This window comes from Methylobacterium ajmalii, from assembly GCF_036448855.1.
Classification (GTDB): Bacteria; Pseudomonadota; Alphaproteobacteria; order Rhizobiales; family Beijerinckiaceae; genus Methylobacterium; species Methylobacterium ajmalii.
In genome coordinates this window covers 136,671-158,075 of the sequence record NZ_JAZFXT010000024.1, presented here as the reverse complement: position 1 = coordinate 158,075, position 21,405 = coordinate 136,671, and the positions used below count along the sequence as shown (strand labels likewise).

The window sequence follows — 21,405 nt, the reverse complement described above, 5'->3', positions numbered from 1 at the left end:
CGTGACGCGGTCTGCCGTTACACGAAGGCCCGCAGGCTCACGCGCACGATGGCGTAGAGGCAGGCGACCGCGACGACGACGCAGTAGAAGTTGTTGGCGATGACCGCGGCGATGCGCAGGCTCTTGTCGTGGACGTAATCCTCGATGACGATCTGCAGGCCCATCCGCATGTGGTTGGTGACCGAGAGGACGCCAAGGATGAGCAGGATCGCCACCAGCGGGTGCGACACCAGGGCGGCCGCCTCCGGGTAGGGCCGGCCGGCCATCATGGCGACGATCACCACGAAGGCGAGGACGAGAGGCACGTTGGCGACCGCGGTGACGCGGTGCATCCACCACTCGCGGGTGCCGTGATGCGCCGGTCCCAGGCCGCTGATGCGGGCGCGGGCGGTGCGGATCGAGGGACGGGGTTCGGCCATCGTGTCGGTCTCCCTCTTCAGCGGGCCAGCAGGGCGACGAACCAGATCACCAGCGTCAGCGCGGTCGAGCCCACCAGGGTGAGGCGCGCCATCGCGATGCGGGTGCCGGGCTCCATGCCGTGGCCGAAATCCCAGACCAGGTGGCGGATGCCGCCGAGCATGTGGTGCAGCAGGATCCAGGTATAGACGAACAGGATCAGCCGCCCGAGGATCGAGCCGAAGAACCACGCCACCGGGCCGTAGGCGCCGGGGCCCGCGGCGAGCGCGACCAGCCAGAGCGCGAGCAACGCCGTGCCGCCGTAGAGCGCGACGCCGGTGATGCGGTGGGCCACCGACATCGCCATGGTCCAGGTCCAGCGGTAGATCTGGAGATGGGGCGAGAGCGGTCGCACGACCGGCCTGCCGGCGGGGTTGGTGGGCCTTGCGGTGTCCGCCATCGTGATCCTCGAACGATTCCTGGTCTGTACCGGCTCTAAACTGGGTCACCTATCGGCTCCGCCGCGCGAGCGCAACGTGGCCGCCAGTCCACACGCGTGACACAGGCCGCGACCTGTCTCTCTGGAATGCGTCCAGTTCGCAATGCGATTCTCGTTGACCCAGCCTTCGCGAACCGCGAAGGCCGAACCCGCCCCTGGTCATCGTGGTCCGCCCCGGTCTACCTTCGTGGTCGGCGAAACGTTCGGCCGAAGACAGGGCCGCCGGACGCCTCGCGGGGGCGCCATGCACTTCGATCTCGTCGATCTCAGCCTGTTTCGCCACGTCGTCGAGGCGGGATCGATCACCCACGGGGCGAACCGGGCGAACCTGGCGCTTGCCGCGGCGAGCCACCGCATCCGCACCATGGAGGCCTCGCTCGGCGCCGCCCTGCTGGTCCGGGCCCGGCTCGGCGTCACGCCGACCCCCGCCGGGCGCACGCTGCTGGCCCACGCCCGCCAGATCCTCGGCAACGTCGAGCGCCTGCAGGGCGACCTTGCCGCCTTCGCGGGCGGGGCGGCAGGGCAGATCCGCGTCCTGTCGAACACCAACGCCCTGACCGAGTTCCTGCCGGAGGTGCTCTCGGCCTATCTCGCCCGGCATCCGGGGGTGAGCGTCGACATCGAGGAGCGGCTCTCCGACGAGATCGTCGGCCTCGTGGCGGAAGGTGCGGCGGATCTCGGCCTCGTCGCCGGCACGGTCGAGACCGGCAGCCTCGAGACCTACCCGTTCCGCCGCGACCGCTTCGTCCTGGTGGTGGCGGCGGGCCACCCGCTGGCGGCGCGGCCGTCCGTGCCCTTCGCGGAGGTGCTGGGCCACGACCTCGTCGGGCTCGACCGGGCGAGCGCGCTCACCCGCTTCCTCGCCGCCAAGGCCGGACGCAGCGGCCAGCCCCTGCGCCTGCGGGTGCAGCTGCGCGGCTTCGACGCGGTCTGCCGCTTGGTCGAGTGCGGCGTCGGCCTCGGCATCGTGCCGGAGACGACCGCGCGCCGGGCCGCCCGCACCATGGCGATCGCCCCGGTCGCCCTCGACGACCCCTGGGCGGTGCGCGACCTCACGATCTGCGTGCGGGACCTCGCCGCCCTCCCCCCGTTCGCACAGGATTTCGTCGCCGACCTGCGGCTGCCGGGGGCCTCAGCGGATTTCGCCGAAGCGGTCGCCGGTTCGGCGCCGAAAATCTGCGACACAACAAGAACCTGAGCGGGCGAAGCGTTGGCCTGCCAACGCAAGTCTGCCTAGGGCGCCCGCCCGCCGCGGGGGATCGCCGGGTCCGGGGCCCTGCACACCCGGCCCGTCCTCGGGTAAGACTGCGTCACCCCGAGCCAGCGAACGAGGCGGACGACCCCACCCCATGCAGGATACCGACCGCCCGCCCGAGCCCGCCGCCCTGGTCGATGCCGAGGCGCATTCCGCCGGCTTCCGGCAGGTGCGCGAGGCGCGCCGGCTCGAGCTGGTCGAGGATTACGTCGAGCTGATCGCCGACCTGATCGGCGATGGCGGCGAGGCGCGCCAGGTCGACATCGCGGCCCGCCTCGGCGTCGCCCAGCCGACGGTGGCCAAGATGCTCAAGCGCCTGGCCGAGGACGGGCTGGTGCAGCAGCGGCCCTATCGCGGGGTCTTCCTCACCGAGGCCGGCCGGACGCTGGCCGCGGAGGCGCGGGAGCGCCACCGCATCGTCGAGTCGTTCCTGCTGGCGCTCGGCGTCAGCCCCGACGTGGCGCGCTGCGACGCCGAGGGCATCGAGCACCACGTCAGCCGCGAGACCCTGGAGGCGTTCCGCCGCTTCACCGCCGCCCGGACCGACGCCTGACGCCGGGGGACCGGCGCGCGGGCGCACCGGTCCTCGGGGACGACAGCGGGATGAGGGCGGGCCGCGGCGGGGCCCGGTCAGGCCGCCCGCATGCTGCGCAGGAAGGCCTCCGTCTGGGCGTTCAGCTCGCGCGAGCGCTCGGAGACCTGCGACGAGGCGCTCATCACCCGCGTCGCGGTCTCGCCGGTCTCGGCGGCCGAGGCCGAGACGCCGGCGGTGCCGGCCATCACGTCGCCGGCGCCGGCGGCCGCCTGGGCGACGTTGCGGACGATCTCCTGGGTCGCGGCGTTCTGCTCCTCGACCGCGGCGGCGATGGTGGTCGTGACGCTGCTGATCTCGCGGATCCGCGCGCCGAACCCGCCGATCGCAGAGACCGCCTGGGCGGTCGAATCCTGGATCCGGGAGATCTGCGCCGAGATCTCGTCGGTCGCCTTGGCGGTCTGGTTGGCGAGTTCCTTCACCTCGGCGGCGACGACCGCGAAGCCGCGTCCCGCCTCGCCGGCCCGCGCCGCCTCGATGGTGGCGTTGAGCGCCAAGAGGTTGGTCTGCCCGGCGGTCGACGAGATCAGGCTCACCACGTCGCCGATCTTGCTCACCGCGCCGCTCAATTCCTGCACCAGGCGCGCGGTCGAATCCGCCTCGACCACGGCCGCCTCGGCGAGGCTCGCCGAGCCCTGGACCTGGCGGCCGATCTCGTTGACCGAGCTGCCGAGTTCCTCGGAGGCCGCCGCGACGGTGCCGATGTTGCTCGACGTCTGCTGGGCCGACCCCGCGACCTCCGTCGAGCGGGCGCTGGTCTGGCTCGCCGTGCCGGCCATCGAGGAGGCCGCGCCGTTCATCTCGGCGGCGGCGTTCGACAGGGCGGCGAGCAGGGCCGAGGAATCCCGGGTGAAGCCGGCGACCAGCTCCTCCAGGCGCCTGGCCCGTTCCTCGTCGCGCAGCTTGATGGTCGTCTCCTCGTCGATGTCGACGAGCGAACCGCAGATCCGGACCGGAACGCCGTTGGCGTCGTAGGCGGCGCCGCCCGTGGCGCGGAACCAGCGCGGCGTCCCGTCCGGCATCACGATCCGGTAGCGGACGTCGTAGGCACCCTGGTTCTTGACGTCCTTGATCGCCGCCGCGAAGGCGCTCATGATCCGCTCGACATCCTCGGAGTAGATCCGGCTCGACCAGGATTCCAGGGTGTCCGGGTAGTCCTCGATCGTCTTGTAGCCGACGACACGCCGGAATTCCGGCGTCCAGGTCACTTTGGTCTTCGGATGGGTCAGGTCGCCCTTGAACGGGATGACCTCCCAGAGCCCCACACCGGCGCGCGTCGCCAGAAGTTCGAGAAATCCGTCTTTGCGGGAAAAGCGCGTCAGCATGGGGTCGTCCGATCGTTCCTGGACAGATCTTATCGACGACCGATGAACGACGCGTTACGTCACGGCACGATGTTGTTGCCGGCTCATCCCGACCGCTCCTGCCGAGAACGGCCGGCCCGACGGCGGGAACGGGCGCCGTCCTCGCCGGCGCCCGCGGAAACTGCCTCAGCGCGGCATCAGCGCCCAGTAATCGAGGTCGAGGATCACCGCCGGGTCGTAGCCCTCCCCCGCCTTGTCCGGGTAGGCGGCGCAGGGCTGGTTCTTGGTCGCGACGGTGCGCAGGCGCAGCGCCCCGACATCGTCGCGCCCGGGAAGCTCCGCCACCGCCAGGACCTCGCTCCAGGCATAGACCGTGTCGCCGGCAAACAGCGGCGCGACGTGGCGGCCGGCATTGATGCCGGCGATCGAGAAGGCGTTGCCGAGCCCGTTGAAGCTGAGTGCCCGGGCGAGCGAGATGACGTGGCCGCCATAGATCAGCCGCTTGCCGAAGCGGGTGTCCTTGGCCGCAAAGCCGTCGAAGTGGACCTTGGCGGTGTTCTGGAACAGCCGGGTGGCGATCTGGTGCTCGGCCTCCTCGACGGTCATGCCGTCGACGTGGTCGATGCGCTCGCCCACCGCGTAGTCGCCGAGGCGGTGCGGGCTGCCGGCGAGGCCGAGATCGTAGGCGGCCGCGTCCAGGGGCGGCAGGGCGGCGGCCAGTTCCTCGGGCGCCACCGCCTTGGCCAGCGTCGGCACGGCCTCGACAGCGATGACCGCCTCCGGGTCGCGCTTGCGCACCAGCACCCAGCGGCAATAGCTCAGCACCGCTTGCCCGGCGGCGTCGGTGCCGGTGGACCGGACATAGACCACGCCGGTCTGGCGGTTCGAGCTCTCCTTGAGGCCGATCACCTCCGAGACCGTGTTCAGGGTCTCGCCCGGATAGACCGGCCGCAGGAAGCGCCCCTCGGCGTAGCCGAGATTGGCGACCGCGTTGAGCGAGATGTCCGGCACGGTCTTGCCGAACACGACGTGGAAGACCAGCAGGTCGTCGAGGGGAGCCCGGGCGTAGCCGAAGGCCGACGCGAAGGCGTCCGAGGACTGCACCGCGAAGCGCGGGCCGTAGAGCGCGGTGTAGAGCGCCACGTCGCCCGTGGTCACGGTGCGCGGCGTGGCGTGGCGGATGGTCTCCCCGAGGCGGAAATCCTCGAAGAAACGGCCCGGATTGGTCTTCATCGTCGCCCTCTCGTGCAAGAGCCCGCCGGGCGCGCGGGCGCCGGGCAGGCTCCGGGATTCGTTCCGTGCGGCCGGGACGGGGCCGGCCGGTGACGTCGACGGGGATTTGAGGGTCAGCCCCGCCCCACGGTCAAGCCCCACCGCAGCCCAAGGGTCCGAAGGGAGCCCGGGGTCGGAGGGACGTGCGGTGTCCCGGATCAGGGATCGGTCAGGGTCTCGAGGCGTCGCGCGAGAGCCGGTCCGTCGCCGGTGATGCGGAAAAGCTTGATCCGGGCCGTGGCGCCGGCCGCGAGCGTCACCGCCGAGGCCGGGAGGCCGAGCGCGCGCCGCAGCACGTCCCGGATCGCAGCATTGGCGGCGCCGTCCTCCGGCGCCGCCCGCACCCGTACCTTCAGCACGGGCAATCCGTCGTCCCGGGTCTCGATGCCGTCGAGGGCATCGCGCCCGCCGCGCGGGGTGGCCCGGACCCGGACCTCGATCCCCCCGGCGGTCGCCCGCCAGGGCCGGGCGTCCATCGCCGGCCTACGCCAGGCCGGCGAGCAGCTCGAACATCAGGTTGCGCAGGAAGAACAGGCCCAGCACCAGGATGATCGGCGAGATGTCGATGCCGCCGAGGTTGGGCAGGATGCGCCGGATCGGCCGCAGGGCCGGCTCGGTCACCCGGAACAGGAACTCCCCGATCTGCGAGACGATCGGGTTGCGCACGTTGACCACGTTGAAGGTCACCAGCCAGCTCAGCACGGCGCTGGCGATCAGGAGGTACACGTAGAGCGTGATGATGTTGTCGATGAGCCAGAGGATCGAGCGCATGCGTGGTCCGTGCGAGCCCGGGGCGCCCGCGCGCAGTCGCGACGCGGCCGTGCCACCAAGGGAATTGACAGGCTGAGAAGGGCCGGCCTACAAGGCACCCGCCTCGGACGGGGCTGTAGCTCAGATGGGAGAGCGCCGCAATCGCACTGCGGAGGTCAGGGGTTCGAATCCCCTCAGCTCCACCAGGCCTGCCTCGCGTGGTTAACGCTGGGTTGGTCCGGTGAAGAGGTCAGGTGGCGAAGGCCACCGGGTAGTGACATCGCTCCGGCGATATGACATATGCCCGCTCACGGCGGGGCTGTAGCTCAGATGGGAGAGCGCCGCAATCGCACTGCGGAGGTCAGGGGTTCGAATCCCCTCAGCTCCACCAAACCTTCTTTGGTGGATACCGGCCTCGACTTGGATCGGGGTGGGACGAACCGGGAGCGGCGCAGGCCGTAGCCCGGTTTTTTCGTTTTCAGGCCGTGCCGGCCGGATGTGGTCCTATTGCTGCGCGAGAGCCCGTCCCTCCACGGCCGGGGCCGGTTCGGCTTCACGGCGTTCGAGCCCTCGGGAGGGAGCCGGTGCCGGGCCCCACCCGGCCGGGTCCGGGCGCGCAACGCGAGCAGGGGACCGCCCCCCCGATCACCCACGACGAGAGTTAGCCCAAAGGAACCGGGGGCGCCCAGCCGAGCGGCCAAGATTGAGCTTGACCTGCCCGATCGGCATGTAAGAACGGTTGCCGTTCCTCAGGGATAGGGCGGCGATCACTCACCAGACCCGACATCGCCCGGGCCGCCCGCGCCCTCCCGGACGAGCGGACCCCCGGTCGGGGAAGGCACGCCATGGATTACCAATACGTCGACGGCCGGCTCCAGGTGCGCCGCACCGACGAGGAGAAGAAGCCGATCCTGCAGCGCCTCAAGCGCATAGAGGGACAGGTGCGCGGCCTCCAGGCGATGGTCCAGGAGGACCGCTACTGCCTCGACGAGGTGCAGCAGATGAACGCCATCACGGCCGCGGTGCGCGAGGCGGTGTTGCAGCTCATCAGCTCGCACCTCGACGCCTCGGTCGACTACGCGGCGAAATCCGACGATCGCGAAGGGGCCATCGAGGAGATGGTGCGGGTCCTGCGCGCGGCCCTGCGCCAGTCGTGAGCCCCTGCAGGCGGACGGGCGGCGCCCCGCGCTGTCCGGTCGCCCTGGCGGTGCGGGAGCGCGGGCTTATCTAGGCTCCAAGTCCGGCGCCCGGCCCCGTCCGCGCGCATCCTCGCACGAGCCCCGTCCCGCATGTCCGCCTCCGACAGCGAAGCCAATCGCTTCTCCGCCCGCGCCGCCCGCTACGCGAAGGTCGGCGCCAACGTGGGCGGCGTCGCCGCCCGGATGGCCGGCGCGCGGCTCCTCGGCCGCAAGGGCGAGGACGTGTCCAGCGCCGCCGCCCTCGCCCAGGCGCTCGGCGGCCTCAAGGGGCCGATCATGAAGGTGGCGCAGCTGCTCGCCACCGTGCCGGACCTGCTGCCGCCCGAATACGCCGCCGAGCTGCAGAAGCTGCAATCCGAGGCGCCGCCGATGGGCGCGGCCTTCGTCAAGCGCCGCATGGCCGCCGAGCTGGGCCCGCAATGGAAGGAGCGCTTCGGCGCGTTCGACCTGCGCCCGGCGGCGGCCGCCTCCCTCGGCCAGGTCCACCGGGCCGAGACGCTGGACGGCGTGGCGCTCGCCTGCAAGCTGCAGTACCCGGACATGCAATCCGCCGTCGAGGCGGACCTCAAGCAGCTCGAGCTCGCCTTCGCCCTGCACCGGCGCATCAGCGCGGTGATCGACACCCGCGAGATCGCCAAGGAGATCGGCGACCGGGTCCGGGAGGAGCTCGACTACACCCGCGAGGCCCGGAACGCCGCCCTCTACGCCGACGTGCTCCAGGGCGTCGAGACGGTGCGGGTCCCGGTCGTCTTCCCCGACCTCTCGACCAGGCGCCTGCTCACGCAGGGCTGGCTCGAGGGCGAGAAGATCCTGAACTTCACCGGCGGGCCGCTGGAGGTGCGCAACCGCCTCGCCCACGCGATGTTCCAGGCCTGGTGGCACCCCTTCAGCCGTGCCGCGGTGATCCACGGCGACCCGCACCTGGGCAACTACACGGTCTTCTCCGAGGGCGGCGAGCCGCAGGGCATCAACCTGCTCGATTACGGCTGCATCCGCATCTTCCACCCCCGCTTCGTCGGCGGCGTGGTCGACCTCTACAAGGGGCTCCTGCACGACGACCAGGCGCGCGTCGTCCACGCCTACGAGAGCTGGGGGTTCCGCAACCTCACCCGCGATCTCGTCGACACCCTCAACATCTGGGCCCGCTTCATCTACGGGCCGCTGCTCGAGGACCGGGTCCGCACGGTGGCGGACGGCGTCAAGCCGAGCGAGTACGGCCGCCGCCAGGCCTTCGAGGTCCACCGTGCCCTCAAGGAGCGCGGGCCCGTCACGGTGCCGCGGGAATTCGTGTTCATGGACCGGGCCGCGGTGGGTCTCGGCGCGGTCTTCCTGCACCTGCGCTCGGAATTGAACTACCACCGCCTCTTCGAGGCGCAGATCGACCGCTTCTCCCTCGACGATCTCGCCGCCCGCCAGCACGCGGCACTCGAGAAGGCCGGCCTGCCGCAACCGGCCTGAGGCCGGGGGCGCGGGACTTCGATTTGGAAAAAGGTGCGGATCCGCACCTCCGGCCGGTGGCCGGGGGTGACCCGACACCGGGCCGGATCGTTCGCCCAGCCGTGAAAATCGAGATATCGCAACGGCTTGCCCGGGAACGAGTGGGCCGTTCCGTCGCGCGCGGACCGCATATCGGCTGATTGCCGGGACCTTGAGCATGCGCTAAAGCCCGGCCAACGAGCACAAGACGGGGTCTACCGCATCATGGCCGACATCAATCACGCCACCGACTCCGCCTACAGCCCGGAGATGGACGGTCCGACCCACGAGGCCACCTATCGGGGCTTCGTGCGCTTCGTCGAGATCGCCACCACCGTCGTGATCTGCTGGGTCCTGTCGCTTGCCGTCGGCGGCGTGCGCGAGGCCTGGATCACCGCGATCGTCGGCGTCGTTCTGGGCGGCATCGGCGGGGCCGTCGGCGCTCTCTCCCCGGCGATCGGCTGGCGCGCGCCCGCCGTCGTGGCGGTGCTGCTCGCCCTCATGCTCGCCTTCTACTGAGGCGGCGGGCGGCCCGCCCGCCCCTCCCCTCTCACGCGCCGAAAGATTGCGCGTGACTTAATGGTTAAAGATTTGTAACCAGAGCCGTCCCTTCTGCCGGGGGGACGGCTTTACAGTTGTGGGGCAGGCGTGGCCTTGTACACACCGCCCGCAAGGGGGGATCGGCGCACCGCGCCGTGTAAACGACCAAAGGAAGTCTGAATGCGGATCGCGGTCCTATCCGAGACCGATCCGGCGGAGCCGCGGGTCGCGGCAGTCCCGGAAACGGTGAAGAAGTACAAGGCTCTCGGGGCCGAGGTGACGGTGCAGTCCGGCGCGGGCCTGAAGGCCGGCGTGCCGGATGCCGAGTACGAGGCCGCCGGCGCCTCGATCGCGCCCGACGCCAAGGCCGCGGCCGACGGGGCGGACATCGTGCTCAGGGTGCGCCGTCCCGCCGCCGAGGAGCTGCCCGCGCTCAAGCGCGGCGCGATCGTGATCGCCATCATGGACCCCTACGGCCACGAGGCCGAGGTCAAGGCGATGGCCGATGCCGGCGTCTCGGCGATCGCCATGGAGCTGATGCCCCGCATCACCCGCGCCCAGGTGATGGACGTGCTCTCGAGCCAGGCCAACCTCGCGGGCTACCGCGCCGTGGTCGATGGCGCCGCCGTCTACGGCCGGGCGCTGCCGATGATGATGACCGCGGCCGGCACCGTGCCGGCGGCCCGCATCTTCGTGATGGGCGCCGGCGTCGCCGGGCTTCAGGCCATCGCCACCGCCCGCCGCATGGGCGCGGTGGTGACCGCCACCGACGTGCGGCCCGCCGCCAAGGAGCAGGTCGAGTCGCTGGGCGCCAAGTTCGTCGCCGTCGAGGACGACGAGTTCAAGCAGGCCGAGACCGCCGGCGGCTATGCCAAGGAGATGTCGGCCGAGTACAAGAAGAAGCAGGCCGAGCTGGTCGCGAGCCACATCGCCAAGCAGGACATCGTGGTCACCACCGCGCTGATCCCCGGCCGGCCGGCGCCGAAGCTCGTCACCGCCGACATGGTGGCGGCGATGCGTCCGGGCTCGGTCCTCGTCGACCTCGCGGTCGAGCGCGGCGGCAACGTCGAGGGCGTCAAGGCCGACGAGGTCGTGGAGACTGAGAAGGGCGTGAAGATCGTCGGCTACGCCAACGTGCCGGGCCGTCTCGCCGCCACCTCGTCGAGCCTCTACGCCCGCAACCTCTACGCCTTCGTCGAGACCCTGGTCGACAAGACCTCGAAGGCGCTGGCGGTGAAGTGGGACGACGAGCTCGTCAAGGCGACCTGCCTGACCCGCGACGGCGCCGTCGTCCACCCGAACTTCCAGCCCAAGGCCGCCTGAGCCCGCCGGAGAACCTCATGGCCACTCTCACTCCCGATCAGGCGGCAGAGCAGGCGCGCGCCGCCGCCGCCGCCGCCCGCATCTCCGCCGATGCGGCAACCGGTGCCGCCGCCCAGGCCCAGGCGATCGCCGACGGTCTCGGTCACGGCCTCGCCGCCGCGACCCACGGCGCCATCGATCCGACCGTCTTTCGTCTCGCGATCTTCGTGCTGGCGATCTTCGTCGGCTACTACGTCGTCTGGTCGGTGACCCCGGCGCTGCACACCCCGCTGATGTCCGTCACCAACGCGATCTCCTCGGTGATCGTGGTCGGTGCGCTGCTCGCCGTCGGCGTCCCGCTGATCGAGAAGGGCACCGGCTGGGCCCGCTTCTTCGGGTTCATCGGCCTAGTCTTCGCCAGCGTGAACATCTTCGGCGGCTTCCTCGTCACCCAGCGCATGCTCAGCATGTACAAGAAGAAGGCCTGAGGCGATGTCGGAGAACGTCTCCTCGCTCCTCTATCTCGTCTCCGGCGTCCTGTTCATCCTGGCGCTGCGGGGCCTGTCCCATCCGACCACCTCCCGGCAGGGCAACCTGTACGGCATGATCGGCATGGGCATCGCCATCCTGACGACGCTGATCGGCCACGCGCCGTCCGGCGTCGGGGCGTGGTTCCTGGTGCTGCTGGGTCTCGGCATCGGCGGCGGCGCCGGCGCGGTGATCGCCAAGCGCGTGCCGATGACGGCGATGCCCCAGCTCGTCGCGGCCTTCCACTCCCTCGTCGGCCTCGCCGCCGTCGCGGTGGCGGCCGGCGCGCTCTACGCGCCGCAGGCCTTCGGCATCATCGAGAACGGCGCGATCCACAAGCAGTCGCTGTTCGAGATGGGCCTGGGCGTGGCCATCGGCGCCATCACGTTCACCGGCTCGGTGATCGCGTTCCTCAAGCTCGACGGGCGCATGTCGGGCAAGCCGATCATGCTGCCGCAGCGCCATCTCATCAACATCGTGCTGGCCGTCGTGCTGGTCGCGCTGCTGGTCGGCTTCATCGGCGGCGGCAGCAAGGTGCTGTTCTGGCTGATCGTGATCCTGTCCTTCGTGCTCGGCGGCCTGCTGATCATCCCGATCGGCGGCGCGGACATGCCGGTCGTGGTCTCGATGCTCAACTCCTATTCGGGTTGGGCGGCGGCCGGCATCGGCTTCACGCTGGGCAACCTCGCGCTGATCATCACCGGCGCGCTCGTCGGCTCGTCGGGCGCGATCCTGTCCTACATCATGTGCCACGCGATGAACCGCTCGTTCATCTCGGTCATCCTAGGCGGCTTCGGCGGCGACGCCGCGGCGTCCTCGGGTGGCGGCCAGGTCGAGACCCGGCCGGTCAAGCAGGGCTCGGCGGACGACGCGGCCTTCATCATGAAGAACGCCGAGAAGGTCATCATCGTGCCGGGCTACGGCATGGCGGTGGCGCAGGCCCAGCACTCGCTCCGCGAGATGGCCGACCAGCTCAAGAAGGCCGGCGTCGACGTGAAGTACGCCATCCACCCGGTGGCGGGCCGCATGCCGGGCCACATGAACGTGCTGCTCGCCGAGGCCAACGTGCCCTACGACGAGGTGCACGAGCTGGAGGACATCAACGGCGAGTTCCCGCAGGCCGACGTGGCCTTCGTGATCGGCGCCAACGACGTCACCAACCCGGCCGCGAAGACCGACCCGCAATCGCCGATCTACGGCATGCCGATCCTCGACGTCGAGCGGGCCAAGACCGTGCTGTTCATCAAGCGCGGCATGGGCTCGGGCTATGCCGGCGTCGAGAACGAGGTGTTCTTCCGCGACAACACCATGATGCTGTTCGGCGACGCCAAGAAGGTGGTCGACGAAATCGTCAAGAACTTCTGACCCCCGCGCCCGCCCGGGCGCGATGCCGGACGATCGTCCGGGACGGAGAGCGGGGCCTCGTGCCCCGCTTTTCGCGTTTCAGGGGTCCGGCCATGCCGGACAGGGCATGCCTGCGCCCGGTCAGACGGTGCTGTTCAGGCCCATCGCCGCAAGCCCCTCGTCGAGCAGGTCGCCGACATTCGGGATGCCGAGCAGGTAGTCGGCGGTGCGGGTGCCGGCGGCTTCGCGCTCGCGGGCCAGCCGCACCGCGTCGGGAAACTCCTCCGGCTCCATGTCGCCGCGGCCGACGAACAGCAGCGCCACCAGGTCGGCGCGCTCGTCGTCGTTGAGGCCGGCGATCATCTCGCGCAGCTCCTCTTCGGTCGCGTCGTCGGTGCCGTCGACCAGCACGTCGCGGGCGCCGTCGTCGATCGGGTTCGAGCCGGAATCGGGATCGCTCAGACCCTCCTTCACGTCGAGGGCGCGGGCGCGCAGAATGAACTCACTGACCTTGTCTACGGCGATGTCCATCGGTCGAATCTCCTCGCGGCGCGGGCGCCATGCTGTGGAGCCTCAACCCGCGAAGCGTGGCCCGGTTCGCCTGCCGCAGAGGTTCGCCCCTGGACGCCGGGGCCTTTCGACATCAAGTGAGCGGCGGCGCGCCCCATTCGAGAGGCTTCGATGCTCATCAACGCCGCCTTCGCGGCCCTGCGGCAGGTGTTTTCCCCGCCGCTCCGCCAGATCCTGTGGAAGTCCCTCGGCCTAACGATCGGGCTGCTGTTCCTGGTGTGGTTCGGCCTGTCCAAGGGCATCGCGGCGCTGATCGCCGCCCACCCGATCTCGACCGACTACGCCATGGTCAACGCCGTGGCGTCGTTCCTGGCCGGGGCCGGGCTGTTCGTCGGCCTCGCCTACATCCTGCCGCCGGTCTCGATCCTGGTGGCGGGCTACTTCCTGGACGATGCCGCCGCGATCGTCGAGCGCACCGACTTCCCCGATGAGGTGCCGGGCCAGGCGATGCCGTTCGGCCAGGCGATGCTCTACACGGCGCGGTTCGCCGGGCTGGCGCTCGCCGTCAACCTCGCGGCGCTGCTGCTGCTGCTCGTGCCGGGCATCAACGTGGCGGCGTTCTTCCTCGCCAACACCTACCTGCTCGGGCGCGAGTATTTCGAGCTCGCCGCGGCCCGGTTCCGGCCCCTGGCCGAGGCCGGCGCGATGCGGCGCCACCACACCGCGACCGTGATGCTCGCCGGGGCGCTGCTGGCCGGGCTGATGCTGGTGCCGGTCGTCAACCTGATCACCCCGCTCTTCGGCATCGCCCTGATGGTCCACGTCCACAAGGGCCTGAGCCGCGACCGGCTGCTGCGGGCGCCGCAAGCCCGGCCGCCGGTGGCGATGGACCGGGACCGGCTCGATGCGGGGCGGCGCTGACGCCGCCGCCCCTCACCCGAAAACGACGCGGCCCATGATCCGCCCGGGCAGCAGGGTGAACAGCCCGGTGACCGCCAGCGCGCCGAGATAGAGCCCGATCATGGTCCAGCGATGGGCCGCGATCTCGCCGCGCCGCGCGTGCAGCACCCCACGGACCAACGCCGCCAGGGTGAACAGCGACAGGAGGTGGATCCAGCTGAACGGTCCGACCTGGCGCAGGCCCGAGATGCCGAACGAACTCAGCGCCACCACCGCCATCAGCCCGACCCAGAGCCGACCCATCCACCGGTGCCGTCCCCCGCCCCGCCGGAGCCCGAACTGCAGCGCCCCGAGCAACAAGCCGGCGAGGGCCGCCGCGGCGTGGACCTGGATCACCGGCGAGGCCTGAAGCAGCGGCTGGAGGGTCATGGCGCAGGCCCGATCCACGGCGCGACCCGGCTGTCGCAGCTTGCGGCGGCGTCCGGGGCCCGTATGTTGACAAGCGCAACATACGGAGCATGTGGGCATTGTCAACATTTGGCGGCGGCGCGAGCTACCATCACGGCGACCTGCGCCGCGGCCTGATCGCAGCAGGGCAGGATCTTCTGCGCTCCGGCGGGGTCGAGGCTGTGAGCTTTCGCGAGGCGGCACGCCTCGCCGGCGTGTCGCACAACGCGCCCTACCGGCACTTCCCGAGCCGCGAGGCGCTGCTCGCGGCGCTCGCGACGGAGGGCTTCCTGGCCCTGCACCGGGCGCTCGACCGGGCGGCGGGCGAGGCGCGCCCGCCTGATCGGCTCACGGCGCTCGGCCGGGCCTATCTGCGCTTCGCCGAGGCGGATCGGGCGACCTTCCGGCTGATGTTCGGCGGGACCCTGGACCGCGCCGCCCATCCCGACCTTGCCGAGGCCTCCGCGGCGGCATTCGGGACGTTGCGGGGCGCGGTGGCGGAACGCGAGCCCTCGGCATCCGCCGACCGCGACGCCCTGCGGGCCTGGGCTCTGGTCCACGGCCTCGCCCACCTCGTCGCCGACAGGCAGATCGAGGCCGCCCAGGCCGAAGCCTGCCTCGTGTGAAGGCAACGCGACCGTCGTTTATTCGCCTACGAATGAGGCAAGCTATAATTTAGGCATTCCAGTTCCAGGGATGCGCCTCCGGCACAGGCGAGGCGGTTGGCAGGGCTCTTGCAATCCTGTCGTCCGTCAACCCCACGGAGACGATCGACGATGCCGCTGCTCACCCCCCCGTCCCTGCGCCGGTCCGCGCTCGGGCGGACCCTGTCCGGGCTCGCCCTCGCCCTCGCTCTGACGGGGCCCGCGAGCGCGCAGGGCGTGCTGCGCATCGGCATGACCGCCTCCGACATCCCGCTCACCACCGGCCAGGCCGACAATGGCGGCGAGGGCATGCGCTTCACCGGCTACACGGTGTACGACGCCCTGATCAACTGGGACCTCAGCCGGGCCGACAAGGCCTCCGACCTAACCCCCGGCCTCGCCACCTCCTGGTCGATCGATCCCGCCGACAAGACCCGCTGGACCTTCAAGCTCCGCCCCGGCGTCACCTTCCACGACGGCTCCGCCTTCGATGCGAACGCCGTGGTGTGGAACCTCGACAAGCTCCTGAAGTCGGACAGCCCGCAATTCGACCCGCGCCAGTCGGCGCAGGGGCGCACCCGCATCCCGGCGGTGGCCTCCTACAAGGCGGTCGATCCGATGACGCTCGAGATCGTCACCAAGACTCCGGACGCGACCTTCCCCTACCAGCTCGCCTGGATCCTGATGTCGTCTCCCGCCAACTGGGAGAAGCAGGGCAAGAGCTGGGATGCCGTCGCCAAGGCGCCCTCCGGCACCGGTCCGTGGAAGGTGACGGGCTTCGTGCCGCGCGAGCGCCTCGAGCTGGTGCCGAACAAGGAGTATTGGGACAAGGCGCGCGTTCCCAAGCTCGACAAGATGGTGCTGGTGCCGCTGCCCGAGGCCAATGCCCGGGTCGCCGCCCTGCGGTCGGGCCAGGTCGACTGGATCGAGGCGCCGGCCCCCGACGCGGTGCCCTCGCTCAAGGCCGCGGGCTTTGCCCTCGTCACCAACCTCTACCCGCACAACTGGACCTGGCACCTGTCGCGGGCCGAGGGCTCGCCGTGGAACGACGTCCGCGTGCGCAAGGCCGCCAACCTCGCCATCGACCGCGAGGGCCTGAAGGAGTTCCTGGGCGGCCTCGCCACCCCGGCCGAGGGCTTCCTGACCCCCGGCCATCCCTGGTTCGGCAAGCCGACCTTCAAGCTCGGCTACGATCCGGAGGCCGCCAAGAAGCTGCTGAAGGAGGCCGGCTACGGCCCGAACAAGCCGCTCTCCACCAAGGTGCTGATCTCGGCCTCGGGCTCCGGCCAGATGCAGCCGCTGCCGATGAACGAGTTCCTGCAGCAGAACCTCGCGGAGGTCGGCATCAAGGTCGACTACGAGGTCGTGGAGTGGAACACGCTCATCAACATCTGGCGGGCCGGCTCCAAGTCCGACAGCGCGCGCGGCGGTACCGCGATGAACTACTCCTACCTGATCCAGGACCCGTTCACCGCCTTCATCCGCCACGCCCAGTGCAACCTGGCGCCGCCGAACGGCACCAACTGGGGCTATTACTGCGACCCGGCGATGGACAAGCTGTTCGACGAGGTGCGGGCGACCTTCGATCCGAAGGAGCAGGTCGCGGTGCTGCAGAAGGTGCACGAGAAGTTCGTCGACGACGCCCTGTTCCTGATGGTCACCCACGACGTCAACCCGCGGGCGATGAGCAAGAAGGTCCAGGGCTTCGTCCAGGCCCAGAGCTGGTTCCAGGATTTCTCGCCGATCACGATGGCGAAGTAAGCGCCTGATCGATCCCCCGCCCGGCCCTGCGCCGGGCGGGACCACGACCCCGACAAACGGCGCCGCCTCATGATCCTCTTCATCCTCAAGCGCATCGGCTACGCCGCCCCGGTCGCCCTGGGCGTCAGCCTGGTGTGCTTCCTCCTCGTCCACCTCGCCCCCGGCGATCCCCTGAGCGCGATCCTGCCGGTCGACGCCACCGCCGAGATGCAGGCGCAGATGCGGTCGGCCTACGGCTTCGACAAGCCGCTGCCGGTGCAGTACGGCCTGTGGCTCTGGAAGATCCTGCACGGCGACCTCGGCACCTCGATCGCCACCGGCCGCCCGGTCCTGTCGGAGGTCGGCCGCGCCGTCGGCAACAGCCTGATCCTCGCCTCGATGGCGACGCTGATCGGCTTCACCTTCGGCACCTTCTTCGGCTTCGTCGCCGGCTATGCCCGCGATTCCTGGCTCGACCGGGTCGCCTCGGCGATCGCGGTGTTCGGGGTCAGCGTGCCGCACTATTGGCTCGGCATCGTCCTGGTGATCATCTTCTCGGCCACCCTCGGCTGGCTGCCGCCGACGGGGGCGGGGCCGCAGGGCTCGGGCAACTGGTTCCCGGACCTCGAGCACCTGCGCTACATCCTGCTCCCGGCCATCACCATGTCGGTGATCCCCATGGGGGTGATCTCCCGCACCGTCCGGGCGCTCGTCGGCGACATCCTGCACCAGGACTTCGTCCAGGCGCTCCGCGCCAAGGGCCTGTCGGAATTCGGCGTCTTTCGCCACGTCGTCAAGAACGCCGCGCCGACCGCCATCGCCATCATGGGCCTCCAGCTCGGCTACCTGCTCGGCGGCTCGATCCTGATCGAGACCGTGTTTGCCTGGCCGGGCACCGGCTTCCTCCTCAACGCCGCGATCTTCCAGCGCGACCTGCCGCTGCTGCAGGGCACGATCCTGGTGCTCGCGATGTTCTTCGTGACCCTCAACCTCCTGGTCGACGTGGTGCAGACCGCGCTGGACCCCCGCATCGAGAGGGCGTGAGCGCATGACCATCCAGACCTCCCTCGCCAGCGGCGATCCGGTCGCGGCGGTCGCTCCTCCGGAGATCCCGGCGGTCGCCTCGCGCGGCTACTGGGGCAGCGTGCTGCGCCGCCTCCTGCGCGATCCGGTGGCGATGACTGCGGCCTGCGTCATCCTCGCCATCGTGCTCGCGGCGATCTTCGCGCCGCTCATCGCCCCGATGGACCCGTTCAAGGGCTCGATGGTCCGGCGCCTGCGCCATGTCGGCGACGCGACCTACTGGCTCGGCTCGGACGAGCTCGGCCGCGACATGCTCACACGGCTCCTCTACGCCGGCCGCCTGTCGCTGTTCATGGGCGTGCTGCCGGTCGTCATCGCGTTCTTCGTCGGCTCCGGCCTCGGCATCCTCGCCGGCTATGCCGGCGGCTGGGTCAACACCGTGATCATGCGCGTCGTCGACGTATTCTTCGCCTTCCCCTCGGTGCTGCTCGCCATCGCGCTCTCGGGGGCGCTCGGTGCGGGCATCCTCAACTCGATCGTGTCGCTCACCGTCGTGTTCGTGCCCCAGATCACCCGCGTCGCCGAGAGCGTGACGGTGCAGATCCGCAACCGCGACTACGTCGAGGCCGCCCGGGTCTCGGGGGCGAACCCGTTCACGGTGGTCCGCGTCCAGGTGCTCGGCAACGTGCTCGGCCCCGTCTTCGTCTACGCCACCAGCCTGATCTCGGTCTCGATGATCCTCGCCTCGGGCCTGTCCTTCCTCGGCCTCGGCGTGAAGCCGCCCGAGCCGGAATGGGGATTGATGCTCAACACCCTGCGCACCGCGATCTACGTCAACCCGGTCGTGGCGGCGCTTCCCGGCGTGATGATCTTCCTCACCTCGATCTCGTTCAACCTTCTGTCGGACGGCCTGCGCTCGGCCATGGAGGTGCGCCAGTGACCGACCTCGATCCCCGCGACCGCGGCGGTCCCGCGCAGCCGCTGCTGACCGTCGACGGCCTGGTGAAGCACTTTCCCGGCAAGGGCGGGCTGTTCGGCAAGGGCCCGGCGGTGCGCGCCGTCGACGGCGTCGACTTTTCCGTGATGAAGGGCGAGACGCTGGGCGTCGTCGGCGAATCCGGCTGCGGCAAGTCGACGACGGCGCGCCTGCTGATGCAGATCGCCCGGCAGGACAAGGGCGACATCGTCTTCGACGGCGAGCTGCTCGGCTCCCGCGCCCTCGACCTGAAGGCCTATCGCCGCCAGGTGCAGATGGTCTTCCAGGATTCCTACGCCTCGCTCAACCCGCGCCTCACCGTCGAGGAATCGGTGGCCTTCGGCCCGAAGGCGCACGGGCTGTCCGCGGCCGCCGCCCTGTCGCGGGCCCACGACCTCCTGCGCCGGGTCGGGCTGGAGCCGCGGCGCTTCGGCGGCCGCTACCCGCACGAGGTCTCGGGCGGGCAGCGCCAGCGGGTCAACATCGCCCGGGCCCTGGCGCTGGAACCCCGCCTCCTGATCCTCGACGAGGCGGTCTCGGCCCTCGACAAGTCGGTGGAGGCGCAGGTGCTCAACCTGCTCACCGACCTCAAGCAGGAATTCGGCCTGACCTACATCTTCATCTCGCATGACCTCAACGTCGTGCGGTTCATGTCGGACCGGGTGATGGTGATGTATCTCGGCCGGATCGCCGAGATCGGACCCGCCGACGCGATCCTGGGCACCCCGCGCCACCCCTACACGGCGGCTTTGCTGGCCTCCCAGCCCTCGACCGACCCGAACGCCCGGCTGGAGGAAGCGCCGCTCACCGGCGATCCGCCGAACCCGATCAACCCGCCCCCGGGCTGCCGCTTCCACACCCGCTGCCAGTTCGCCGCGGAGGTCTGCCGCACCCGCGAGCCCGGCCTCGATCCGGTCGCGCCGGCGCACTTCGCCGCCTGTCACCGGGCGGCGGCGGGCTCCGGCCACCCGGAGGCTCCCCCGGTCCCGATGGCGGCGTGAGGCTGACATGAACGCACCCCTTCGCGCGACCGGCAGCACCGCCTCCGACGCCCTGATCGAGGTCCGCGACCTCACGGTCGACTTCCTCGGCGGCCGAAAACCCGTCCGGGCGGTCGGCGGGGTCGATTTCTCGATCCGGGCCGGCGAGGCCCTGGCGCTGCTCGGCGAATCCGGCTCCGGCAAGTCGGTGACGCTGCGGGCCCTGATGCGGCTCCTGCCGGAATCCCGCACCCGCATCGCCGGGCACCTGCGGGTCGACGGGCACGACGTGCTGTCCCTCAAGCGCAAGGCGCTCTCGGCCTATCGCGGCGGCACCGTCGCGATGATCTTCCAGGATCCGGGCCTCGCCCTCGATCCGGTCTACCGCATCGGCGATCAGATCGCCGAGGCCGTGATGCGCCACGAGGGCGTCTCCCGCGCCGCCGGCCGCGCCCGGGCGCTGGAGCTGTTCGAGCGCGTCCACATCCCCTCCCCGGCCCGGCGCCTCGACGCCTACCCGCACGAGATGTCGGGCGGCATGCGCCAGCGCGCGATGATCGCGCTCGCGCTCGCCTGCCGGCCCAAGGTGCTGCTCGCCGACGAGCCGACGACGGCGCTCGACGCCACGGTACAGATCCAGATCCTGCTGCTGCTGCGGGAATTGCAGCGCGACCTCGGCCTCGCCGTCATCTTCGTCACCCACGATGTCGGCGTGGCCGTCCAGGTCGCCGACCGTGTGGCGGTGATGTATGGCGGCCACCTCGTCGAGGTCGGAGCGAGCGGTGAGGTGATCGGCCGGCCGGCCCATCCCTACACGCAAGGCCTGCTCGCCTCGCGCATCACCCCCGATTCGCCCAAGGGCGTGCGGCTCGCCACGATTCCCGGCTCGCCCCCGGATCTCGCCGACCCGCCCCCGGGCTGCCCGTTCGAGCCGCGCTGCGGCCTCGTCGTGCCGGCCTGCCGCGAGGGCCTGCCGGCCCGCGTGGCGGTGGCGCCGGGGCACGCGGCGCGCTGCATGCGCCTGGACGGGACCGCGCCCGCGGCCTGAACGTCGCGATGGCGAACCGGGCACCGTCGGGGAGTGGCAGGTGACCTGTGCCGCACCGCCCGGCGCCCTTTGCCTGTCGACGTACGATCCGATGATCGCGCCGGGCGAGGCCGACGACGGGGCGCGGACATTCTTCGCACCATCGCGGCCGCCCGGATTCGGCGGGTCGCGGCTCGTCGGCGCTCTCGCCTCCTCCGCCCTGTCCTCGACGGTTCCGGGTTTCCCGCCCGGGCCCTTTACGCGGCCCCGCCTTCGACGGCACAAGGCGCCGGAGCGCTCGACCGCAAGCCTCCCCGACCGTCAACACCTGGAGTATTCGATGACCATCACGCGTTTCGAGACCGGCCCCCGGATGAGCCAGGCCGTGGTCCATAACGGCACCGCCTACCTGGCCGGTCAGGTCGCCGACAACGTCTCGAACGACGAGGGCGTCGAGGCGCAGACCAAGGACATCCTCGCCCAGATCGACGCCCTGCTCGCCAGCGTCGGCAGCGACAAGACCCGGCTCCTCTCGGCCACGATCTACCTCGCCGACATGTCGACCTTCGCCGAGATGAACCGCGCCTGGGACGGCTGGGTCGCCGCCGGCCACACCCCGGCCCGCGCCACCGTCGAAGCCAAGCTCGCCGGCCCGCAATACAAGGTCGAGATCTCGATCATCGCCGCGATCGGAGCCTGAC

The 21,405-nt window shown here is 70.7% G+C and carries 24 protein-coding genes and 2 tRNA genes; 18 read left to right on the top strand and 8 right to left on the bottom strand.

Annotated features, from left to right (window positions below; genetic code table 11):
- Positions 1–17 precede the first annotated feature (17 nt).
- A complete protein-coding gene (sdhD, locus tag V3T34_RS11115) occupies positions 18–419 on the bottom strand; it encodes a succinate dehydrogenase, hydrophobic membrane anchor protein (protein WP_305076687.1) in 402 nt (133 codons plus the stop codon).
- A gap of 17 nt (positions 420–436) precedes the next feature.
- Positions 437–856, bottom strand: a complete 420-nt coding sequence (sdhC, locus tag V3T34_RS11110) for a succinate dehydrogenase, cytochrome b556 subunit (protein WP_060848643.1) — start codon at positions 854–856, stop codon at positions 437–439.
- 283 nt (positions 857–1,139) lie between these two features.
- Here sdhC and V3T34_RS11105 point away from each other — a divergent pair, with 283 nt between their 5' ends.
- The gene (locus V3T34_RS11105) at positions 1,140–2,093 is read left to right on the top strand and encodes a LysR family transcriptional regulator (RefSeq protein WP_060848642.1); all 954 of its coding nucleotides are present in this window, start codon (positions 1,140–1,142) and stop codon (positions 2,091–2,093) included.
- A gap of 151 nt (positions 2,094–2,244) precedes the next feature.
- On the top strand, positions 2,245–2,703 hold the full coding sequence (gene mntR, locus V3T34_RS11100) for a manganese-binding transcriptional regulator MntR (protein WP_060848641.1): 459 nt from the start codon (positions 2,245–2,247) through the stop codon (positions 2,701–2,703).
- 77 nt (positions 2,704–2,780) lie between these two features.
- On the opposite strand, the gene V3T34_RS11095 is transcribed toward mntR, so the two are convergent.
- The 4 genes from V3T34_RS11095 to V3T34_RS11080 form a co-directional block, all read right to left on the bottom strand.
- Positions 2,781–4,067, bottom strand: a complete 1,287-nt coding sequence (locus V3T34_RS11095; protein ID WP_305076688.1) for a methyl-accepting chemotaxis protein — start codon at positions 4,065–4,067, stop codon at positions 2,781–2,783.
- Positions 4,068–4,232: 165 nt separating this feature from the next.
- Complete coding sequence (locus tag V3T34_RS11090) at positions 4,233–5,279, bottom strand: MaoC family dehydratase (RefSeq protein ID WP_305076689.1); 1,047 nt, start codon at positions 5,277–5,279, stop codon at positions 4,233–4,235.
- A gap of 197 nt (positions 5,280–5,476) precedes the next feature.
- Complete coding sequence (locus V3T34_RS11085) at positions 5,477–5,794, bottom strand: DUF167 family protein (protein WP_060848639.1); 318 nt, start codon at positions 5,792–5,794, stop codon at positions 5,477–5,479.
- A gap of 7 nt (positions 5,795–5,801) precedes the next feature.
- Positions 5,802–6,089 carry a YggT family protein gene (locus tag V3T34_RS11080; protein WP_060848638.1) on the bottom strand — a complete coding sequence of 96 codons (288 nt, stop codon included), beginning with the start codon at positions 6,087–6,089 and terminating at the stop codon, positions 5,802–5,804.
- A 109-nt stretch (positions 6,090–6,198) separates the two neighbouring features.
- Between V3T34_RS11080 and V3T34_RS11075 the strand changes: the two genes are divergently transcribed.
- The 8 genes from V3T34_RS11075 to V3T34_RS11040 all read left to right on the top strand — a co-directional run bounded on the left by V3T34_RS11075 (position 6,199) and on the right by V3T34_RS11040 (position 12,478).
- Positions 6,199–6,274 (top strand) — tRNA-Ala (locus tag V3T34_RS11075).
- Between the two features lie 109 nt (positions 6,275–6,383).
- A tRNA-Ala gene (locus V3T34_RS11070) sits at positions 6,384–6,459 on the top strand.
- 454 nt (positions 6,460–6,913) lie between these two features.
- Positions 6,914–7,225: a metal-sensitive transcriptional regulator gene (locus V3T34_RS11065; protein ID WP_060848637.1), complete on the top strand. Its 312-nt coding sequence runs from the start codon at positions 6,914–6,916 to the stop codon at positions 7,223–7,225.
- A gap of 132 nt (positions 7,226–7,357) precedes the next feature.
- A complete protein-coding gene (locus V3T34_RS11060) occupies positions 7,358–8,725 on the top strand; it encodes an ABC1 kinase family protein (protein ID WP_060848636.1) in 1,368 nt (455 codons plus the stop codon).
- 243 nt (positions 8,726–8,968) lie between these two features.
- On the top strand, positions 8,969–9,262 hold the full coding sequence (locus V3T34_RS11055) for an aa3-type cytochrome c oxidase subunit IV (protein WP_060848635.1): 294 nt from the start codon (positions 8,969–8,971) through the stop codon (positions 9,260–9,262).
- A gap of 201 nt (positions 9,263–9,463) precedes the next feature.
- The gene (locus tag V3T34_RS11050; RefSeq protein ID WP_060848634.1) at positions 9,464–10,606 is read left to right on the top strand and encodes a Re/Si-specific NAD(P)(+) transhydrogenase subunit alpha; all 1,143 of its coding nucleotides are present in this window, start codon (positions 9,464–9,466) and stop codon (positions 10,604–10,606) included.
- A 17-nt stretch (positions 10,607–10,623) separates the two neighbouring features.
- Positions 10,624–11,073, top strand: a complete 450-nt coding sequence (locus V3T34_RS11045; protein WP_060848633.1) for a proton-translocating transhydrogenase family protein — start codon at positions 10,624–10,626, stop codon at positions 11,071–11,073.
- A gap of 4 nt (positions 11,074–11,077) precedes the next feature.
- On the top strand, positions 11,078–12,478 hold the full coding sequence (locus V3T34_RS11040) for an NAD(P)(+) transhydrogenase (Re/Si-specific) subunit beta (protein WP_091888319.1): 1,401 nt from the start codon (positions 11,078–11,080) through the stop codon (positions 12,476–12,478).
- 120 nt (positions 12,479–12,598) lie between these two features.
- Here V3T34_RS11040 and V3T34_RS11035 read toward each other — a convergent pair whose 3' ends face one another.
- Positions 12,599–12,988 carry a DUF3775 domain-containing protein gene (locus V3T34_RS11035; protein WP_060848631.1) on the bottom strand — a complete coding sequence of 130 codons (390 nt, stop codon included), beginning with the start codon at positions 12,986–12,988 and terminating at the stop codon, positions 12,599–12,601.
- Between the two features lie 150 nt (positions 12,989–13,138).
- Between V3T34_RS11035 and V3T34_RS11030 the strand changes: the two genes are divergently transcribed.
- Positions 13,139–13,888 carry a sulfate transporter family protein gene (locus V3T34_RS11030; RefSeq protein WP_305076690.1) on the top strand — a complete coding sequence of 250 codons (750 nt, stop codon included), beginning with the start codon at positions 13,139–13,141 and terminating at the stop codon, positions 13,886–13,888.
- A 12-nt stretch (positions 13,889–13,900) separates the two neighbouring features.
- Here V3T34_RS11030 and V3T34_RS11025 read toward each other — a convergent pair whose 3' ends face one another.
- On the bottom strand, positions 13,901–14,296 hold the full coding sequence (locus V3T34_RS11025; RefSeq protein ID WP_305076691.1) for a DUF2306 domain-containing protein: 396 nt from the start codon (positions 14,294–14,296) through the stop codon (positions 13,901–13,903).
- A gap of 98 nt (positions 14,297–14,394) precedes the next feature.
- On the opposite strand from V3T34_RS11025, the gene V3T34_RS11020 reads away from it, so the two are divergent.
- The 7 genes from V3T34_RS11020 (at position 14,395) to V3T34_RS10990 (ending at position 21,404) form a co-directional block, all read left to right on the top strand.
- Positions 14,395–14,940 carry a TetR/AcrR family transcriptional regulator gene (locus tag V3T34_RS11020; RefSeq protein WP_305076692.1) on the top strand — a complete coding sequence of 182 codons (546 nt, stop codon included), beginning with the start codon at positions 14,395–14,397 and terminating at the stop codon, positions 14,938–14,940.
- 150 nt (positions 14,941–15,090) lie between these two features.
- Positions 15,091–16,719 (top strand): ABC transporter substrate-binding protein, encoded by a 1,629-nt coding sequence (locus V3T34_RS11015; RefSeq protein ID WP_060848627.1) that lies wholly within the window; start codon positions 15,091–15,093, stop codon positions 16,717–16,719.
- A gap of 69 nt (positions 16,720–16,788) precedes the next feature.
- Complete coding sequence (locus V3T34_RS11010) at positions 16,789–17,742, top strand: ABC transporter permease (protein WP_048429155.1); 954 nt, start codon at positions 16,789–16,791, stop codon at positions 17,740–17,742.
- A gap of 4 nt (positions 17,743–17,746) precedes the next feature.
- On the top strand, positions 17,747–18,661 hold the full coding sequence (locus tag V3T34_RS11005) for an ABC transporter permease (protein ID WP_091888311.1): 915 nt from the start codon (positions 17,747–17,749) through the stop codon (positions 18,659–18,661).
- Positions 18,658–19,698: an ABC transporter ATP-binding protein gene (locus V3T34_RS11000; protein ID WP_305076693.1), complete on the top strand. Its 1,041-nt coding sequence runs from the start codon at positions 18,658–18,660 to the stop codon at positions 19,696–19,698. Before V3T34_RS11005 ends, V3T34_RS11000 begins: the two co-directional genes overlap by 4 nt.
- A gap of 7 nt (positions 19,699–19,705) precedes the next feature.
- Positions 19,706–20,725, top strand: coding sequence for an ABC transporter ATP-binding protein (locus V3T34_RS10995; protein WP_305076694.1), 1,020 nt, complete (start codon positions 19,706–19,708; stop codon positions 20,723–20,725).
- Between the two features lie 319 nt (positions 20,726–21,044).
- Complete coding sequence (locus V3T34_RS10990) at positions 21,045–21,404, top strand: RidA family protein (protein ID WP_060848622.1); 360 nt, start codon at positions 21,045–21,047, stop codon at positions 21,402–21,404.
- The last annotated feature ends 1 nt before the right edge of the window (position 21,405 follow it).

Bases quoted from the DNA above. Each gene is read 5' to 3' on its own strand.
- V3T34_RS11015 (WP_060848627.1), top strand. From the start codon at position 15,091: ATGCCGCTGCTCACCCCCCCGTCCCTGCGCCGGTCCGCGCTCGGGCGG.
- mntR (WP_060848641.1), top strand. From the start codon at position 2,245: ATGCAGGATACCGACCGCCCGCCCGAGCCCGCCGCCCTGGTCGATGCC.
- V3T34_RS11090 (WP_305076689.1), bottom strand. From the start codon at position 5,279: ATGAAGACCAATCCGGGCCGTTTCTTCGAGGATTTCCGCCTCGGGGAG.
- V3T34_RS11085 (WP_060848639.1), bottom strand. From the start codon at position 5,794: ATGGACGCCCGGCCCTGGCGGGCGACCGCCGGGGGGATCGAGGTCCGG.
- V3T34_RS11095 (WP_305076688.1), bottom strand. From the start codon at position 4,067: ATGCTGACGCGCTTTTCCCGCAAAGACGGATTTCTCGAACTTCTGGCG.
- V3T34_RS11060 (WP_060848636.1), top strand. From the start codon at position 7,358: ATGTCCGCCTCCGACAGCGAAGCCAATCGCTTCTCCGCCCGCGCCGCC.
- V3T34_RS11080 (WP_060848638.1), bottom strand. From the start codon at position 6,089: ATGCGCTCGATCCTCTGGCTCATCGACAACATCATCACGCTCTACGTG.
- V3T34_RS11010 (WP_048429155.1), top strand. From the start codon at position 16,789: ATGATCCTCTTCATCCTCAAGCGCATCGGCTACGCCGCCCCGGTCGCC.
- V3T34_RS11025 (WP_305076691.1), bottom strand. From the start codon at position 14,296: ATGACCCTCCAGCCGCTGCTTCAGGCCTCGCCGGTGATCCAGGTCCAC.
- V3T34_RS11105 (WP_060848642.1), top strand. From the start codon at position 1,140: ATGCACTTCGATCTCGTCGATCTCAGCCTGTTTCGCCACGTCGTCGAG.
- V3T34_RS11040 (WP_091888319.1), top strand. From the start codon at position 11,078: ATGTCGGAGAACGTCTCCTCGCTCCTCTATCTCGTCTCCGGCGTCCTG.
- sdhD (WP_305076687.1), bottom strand. From the start codon at position 419: ATGGCCGAACCCCGTCCCTCGATCCGCACCGCCCGCGCCCGCATCAGC.
- V3T34_RS11050 (WP_060848634.1), top strand. From the start codon at position 9,464: ATGCGGATCGCGGTCCTATCCGAGACCGATCCGGCGGAGCCGCGGGTC.
- sdhC (WP_060848643.1), bottom strand. From the start codon at position 856: ATGGCGGACACCGCAAGGCCCACCAACCCCGCCGGCAGGCCGGTCGTG.
- V3T34_RS11055 (WP_060848635.1), top strand. From the start codon at position 8,969: ATGGCCGACATCAATCACGCCACCGACTCCGCCTACAGCCCGGAGATG.
- V3T34_RS11045 (WP_060848633.1), top strand. From the start codon at position 10,624: ATGGCCACTCTCACTCCCGATCAGGCGGCAGAGCAGGCGCGCGCCGCC.
- V3T34_RS11065 (WP_060848637.1), top strand. From the start codon at position 6,914: ATGGATTACCAATACGTCGACGGCCGGCTCCAGGTGCGCCGCACCGAC.
- V3T34_RS11035 (WP_060848631.1), bottom strand. From the start codon at position 12,988: ATGGACATCGCCGTAGACAAGGTCAGTGAGTTCATTCTGCGCGCCCGC.
- V3T34_RS11030 (WP_305076690.1), top strand. From the start codon at position 13,139: ATGCTCATCAACGCCGCCTTCGCGGCCCTGCGGCAGGTGTTTTCCCCG.
- V3T34_RS10995 (WP_305076694.1), top strand. From the start codon at position 19,706: ATGAACGCACCCCTTCGCGCGACCGGCAGCACCGCCTCCGACGCCCTG.
- V3T34_RS11005 (WP_091888311.1), top strand. From the start codon at position 17,747: ATGACCATCCAGACCTCCCTCGCCAGCGGCGATCCGGTCGCGGCGGTC.
- V3T34_RS10990 (WP_060848622.1), top strand. From the start codon at position 21,045: ATGACCATCACGCGTTTCGAGACCGGCCCCCGGATGAGCCAGGCCGTG.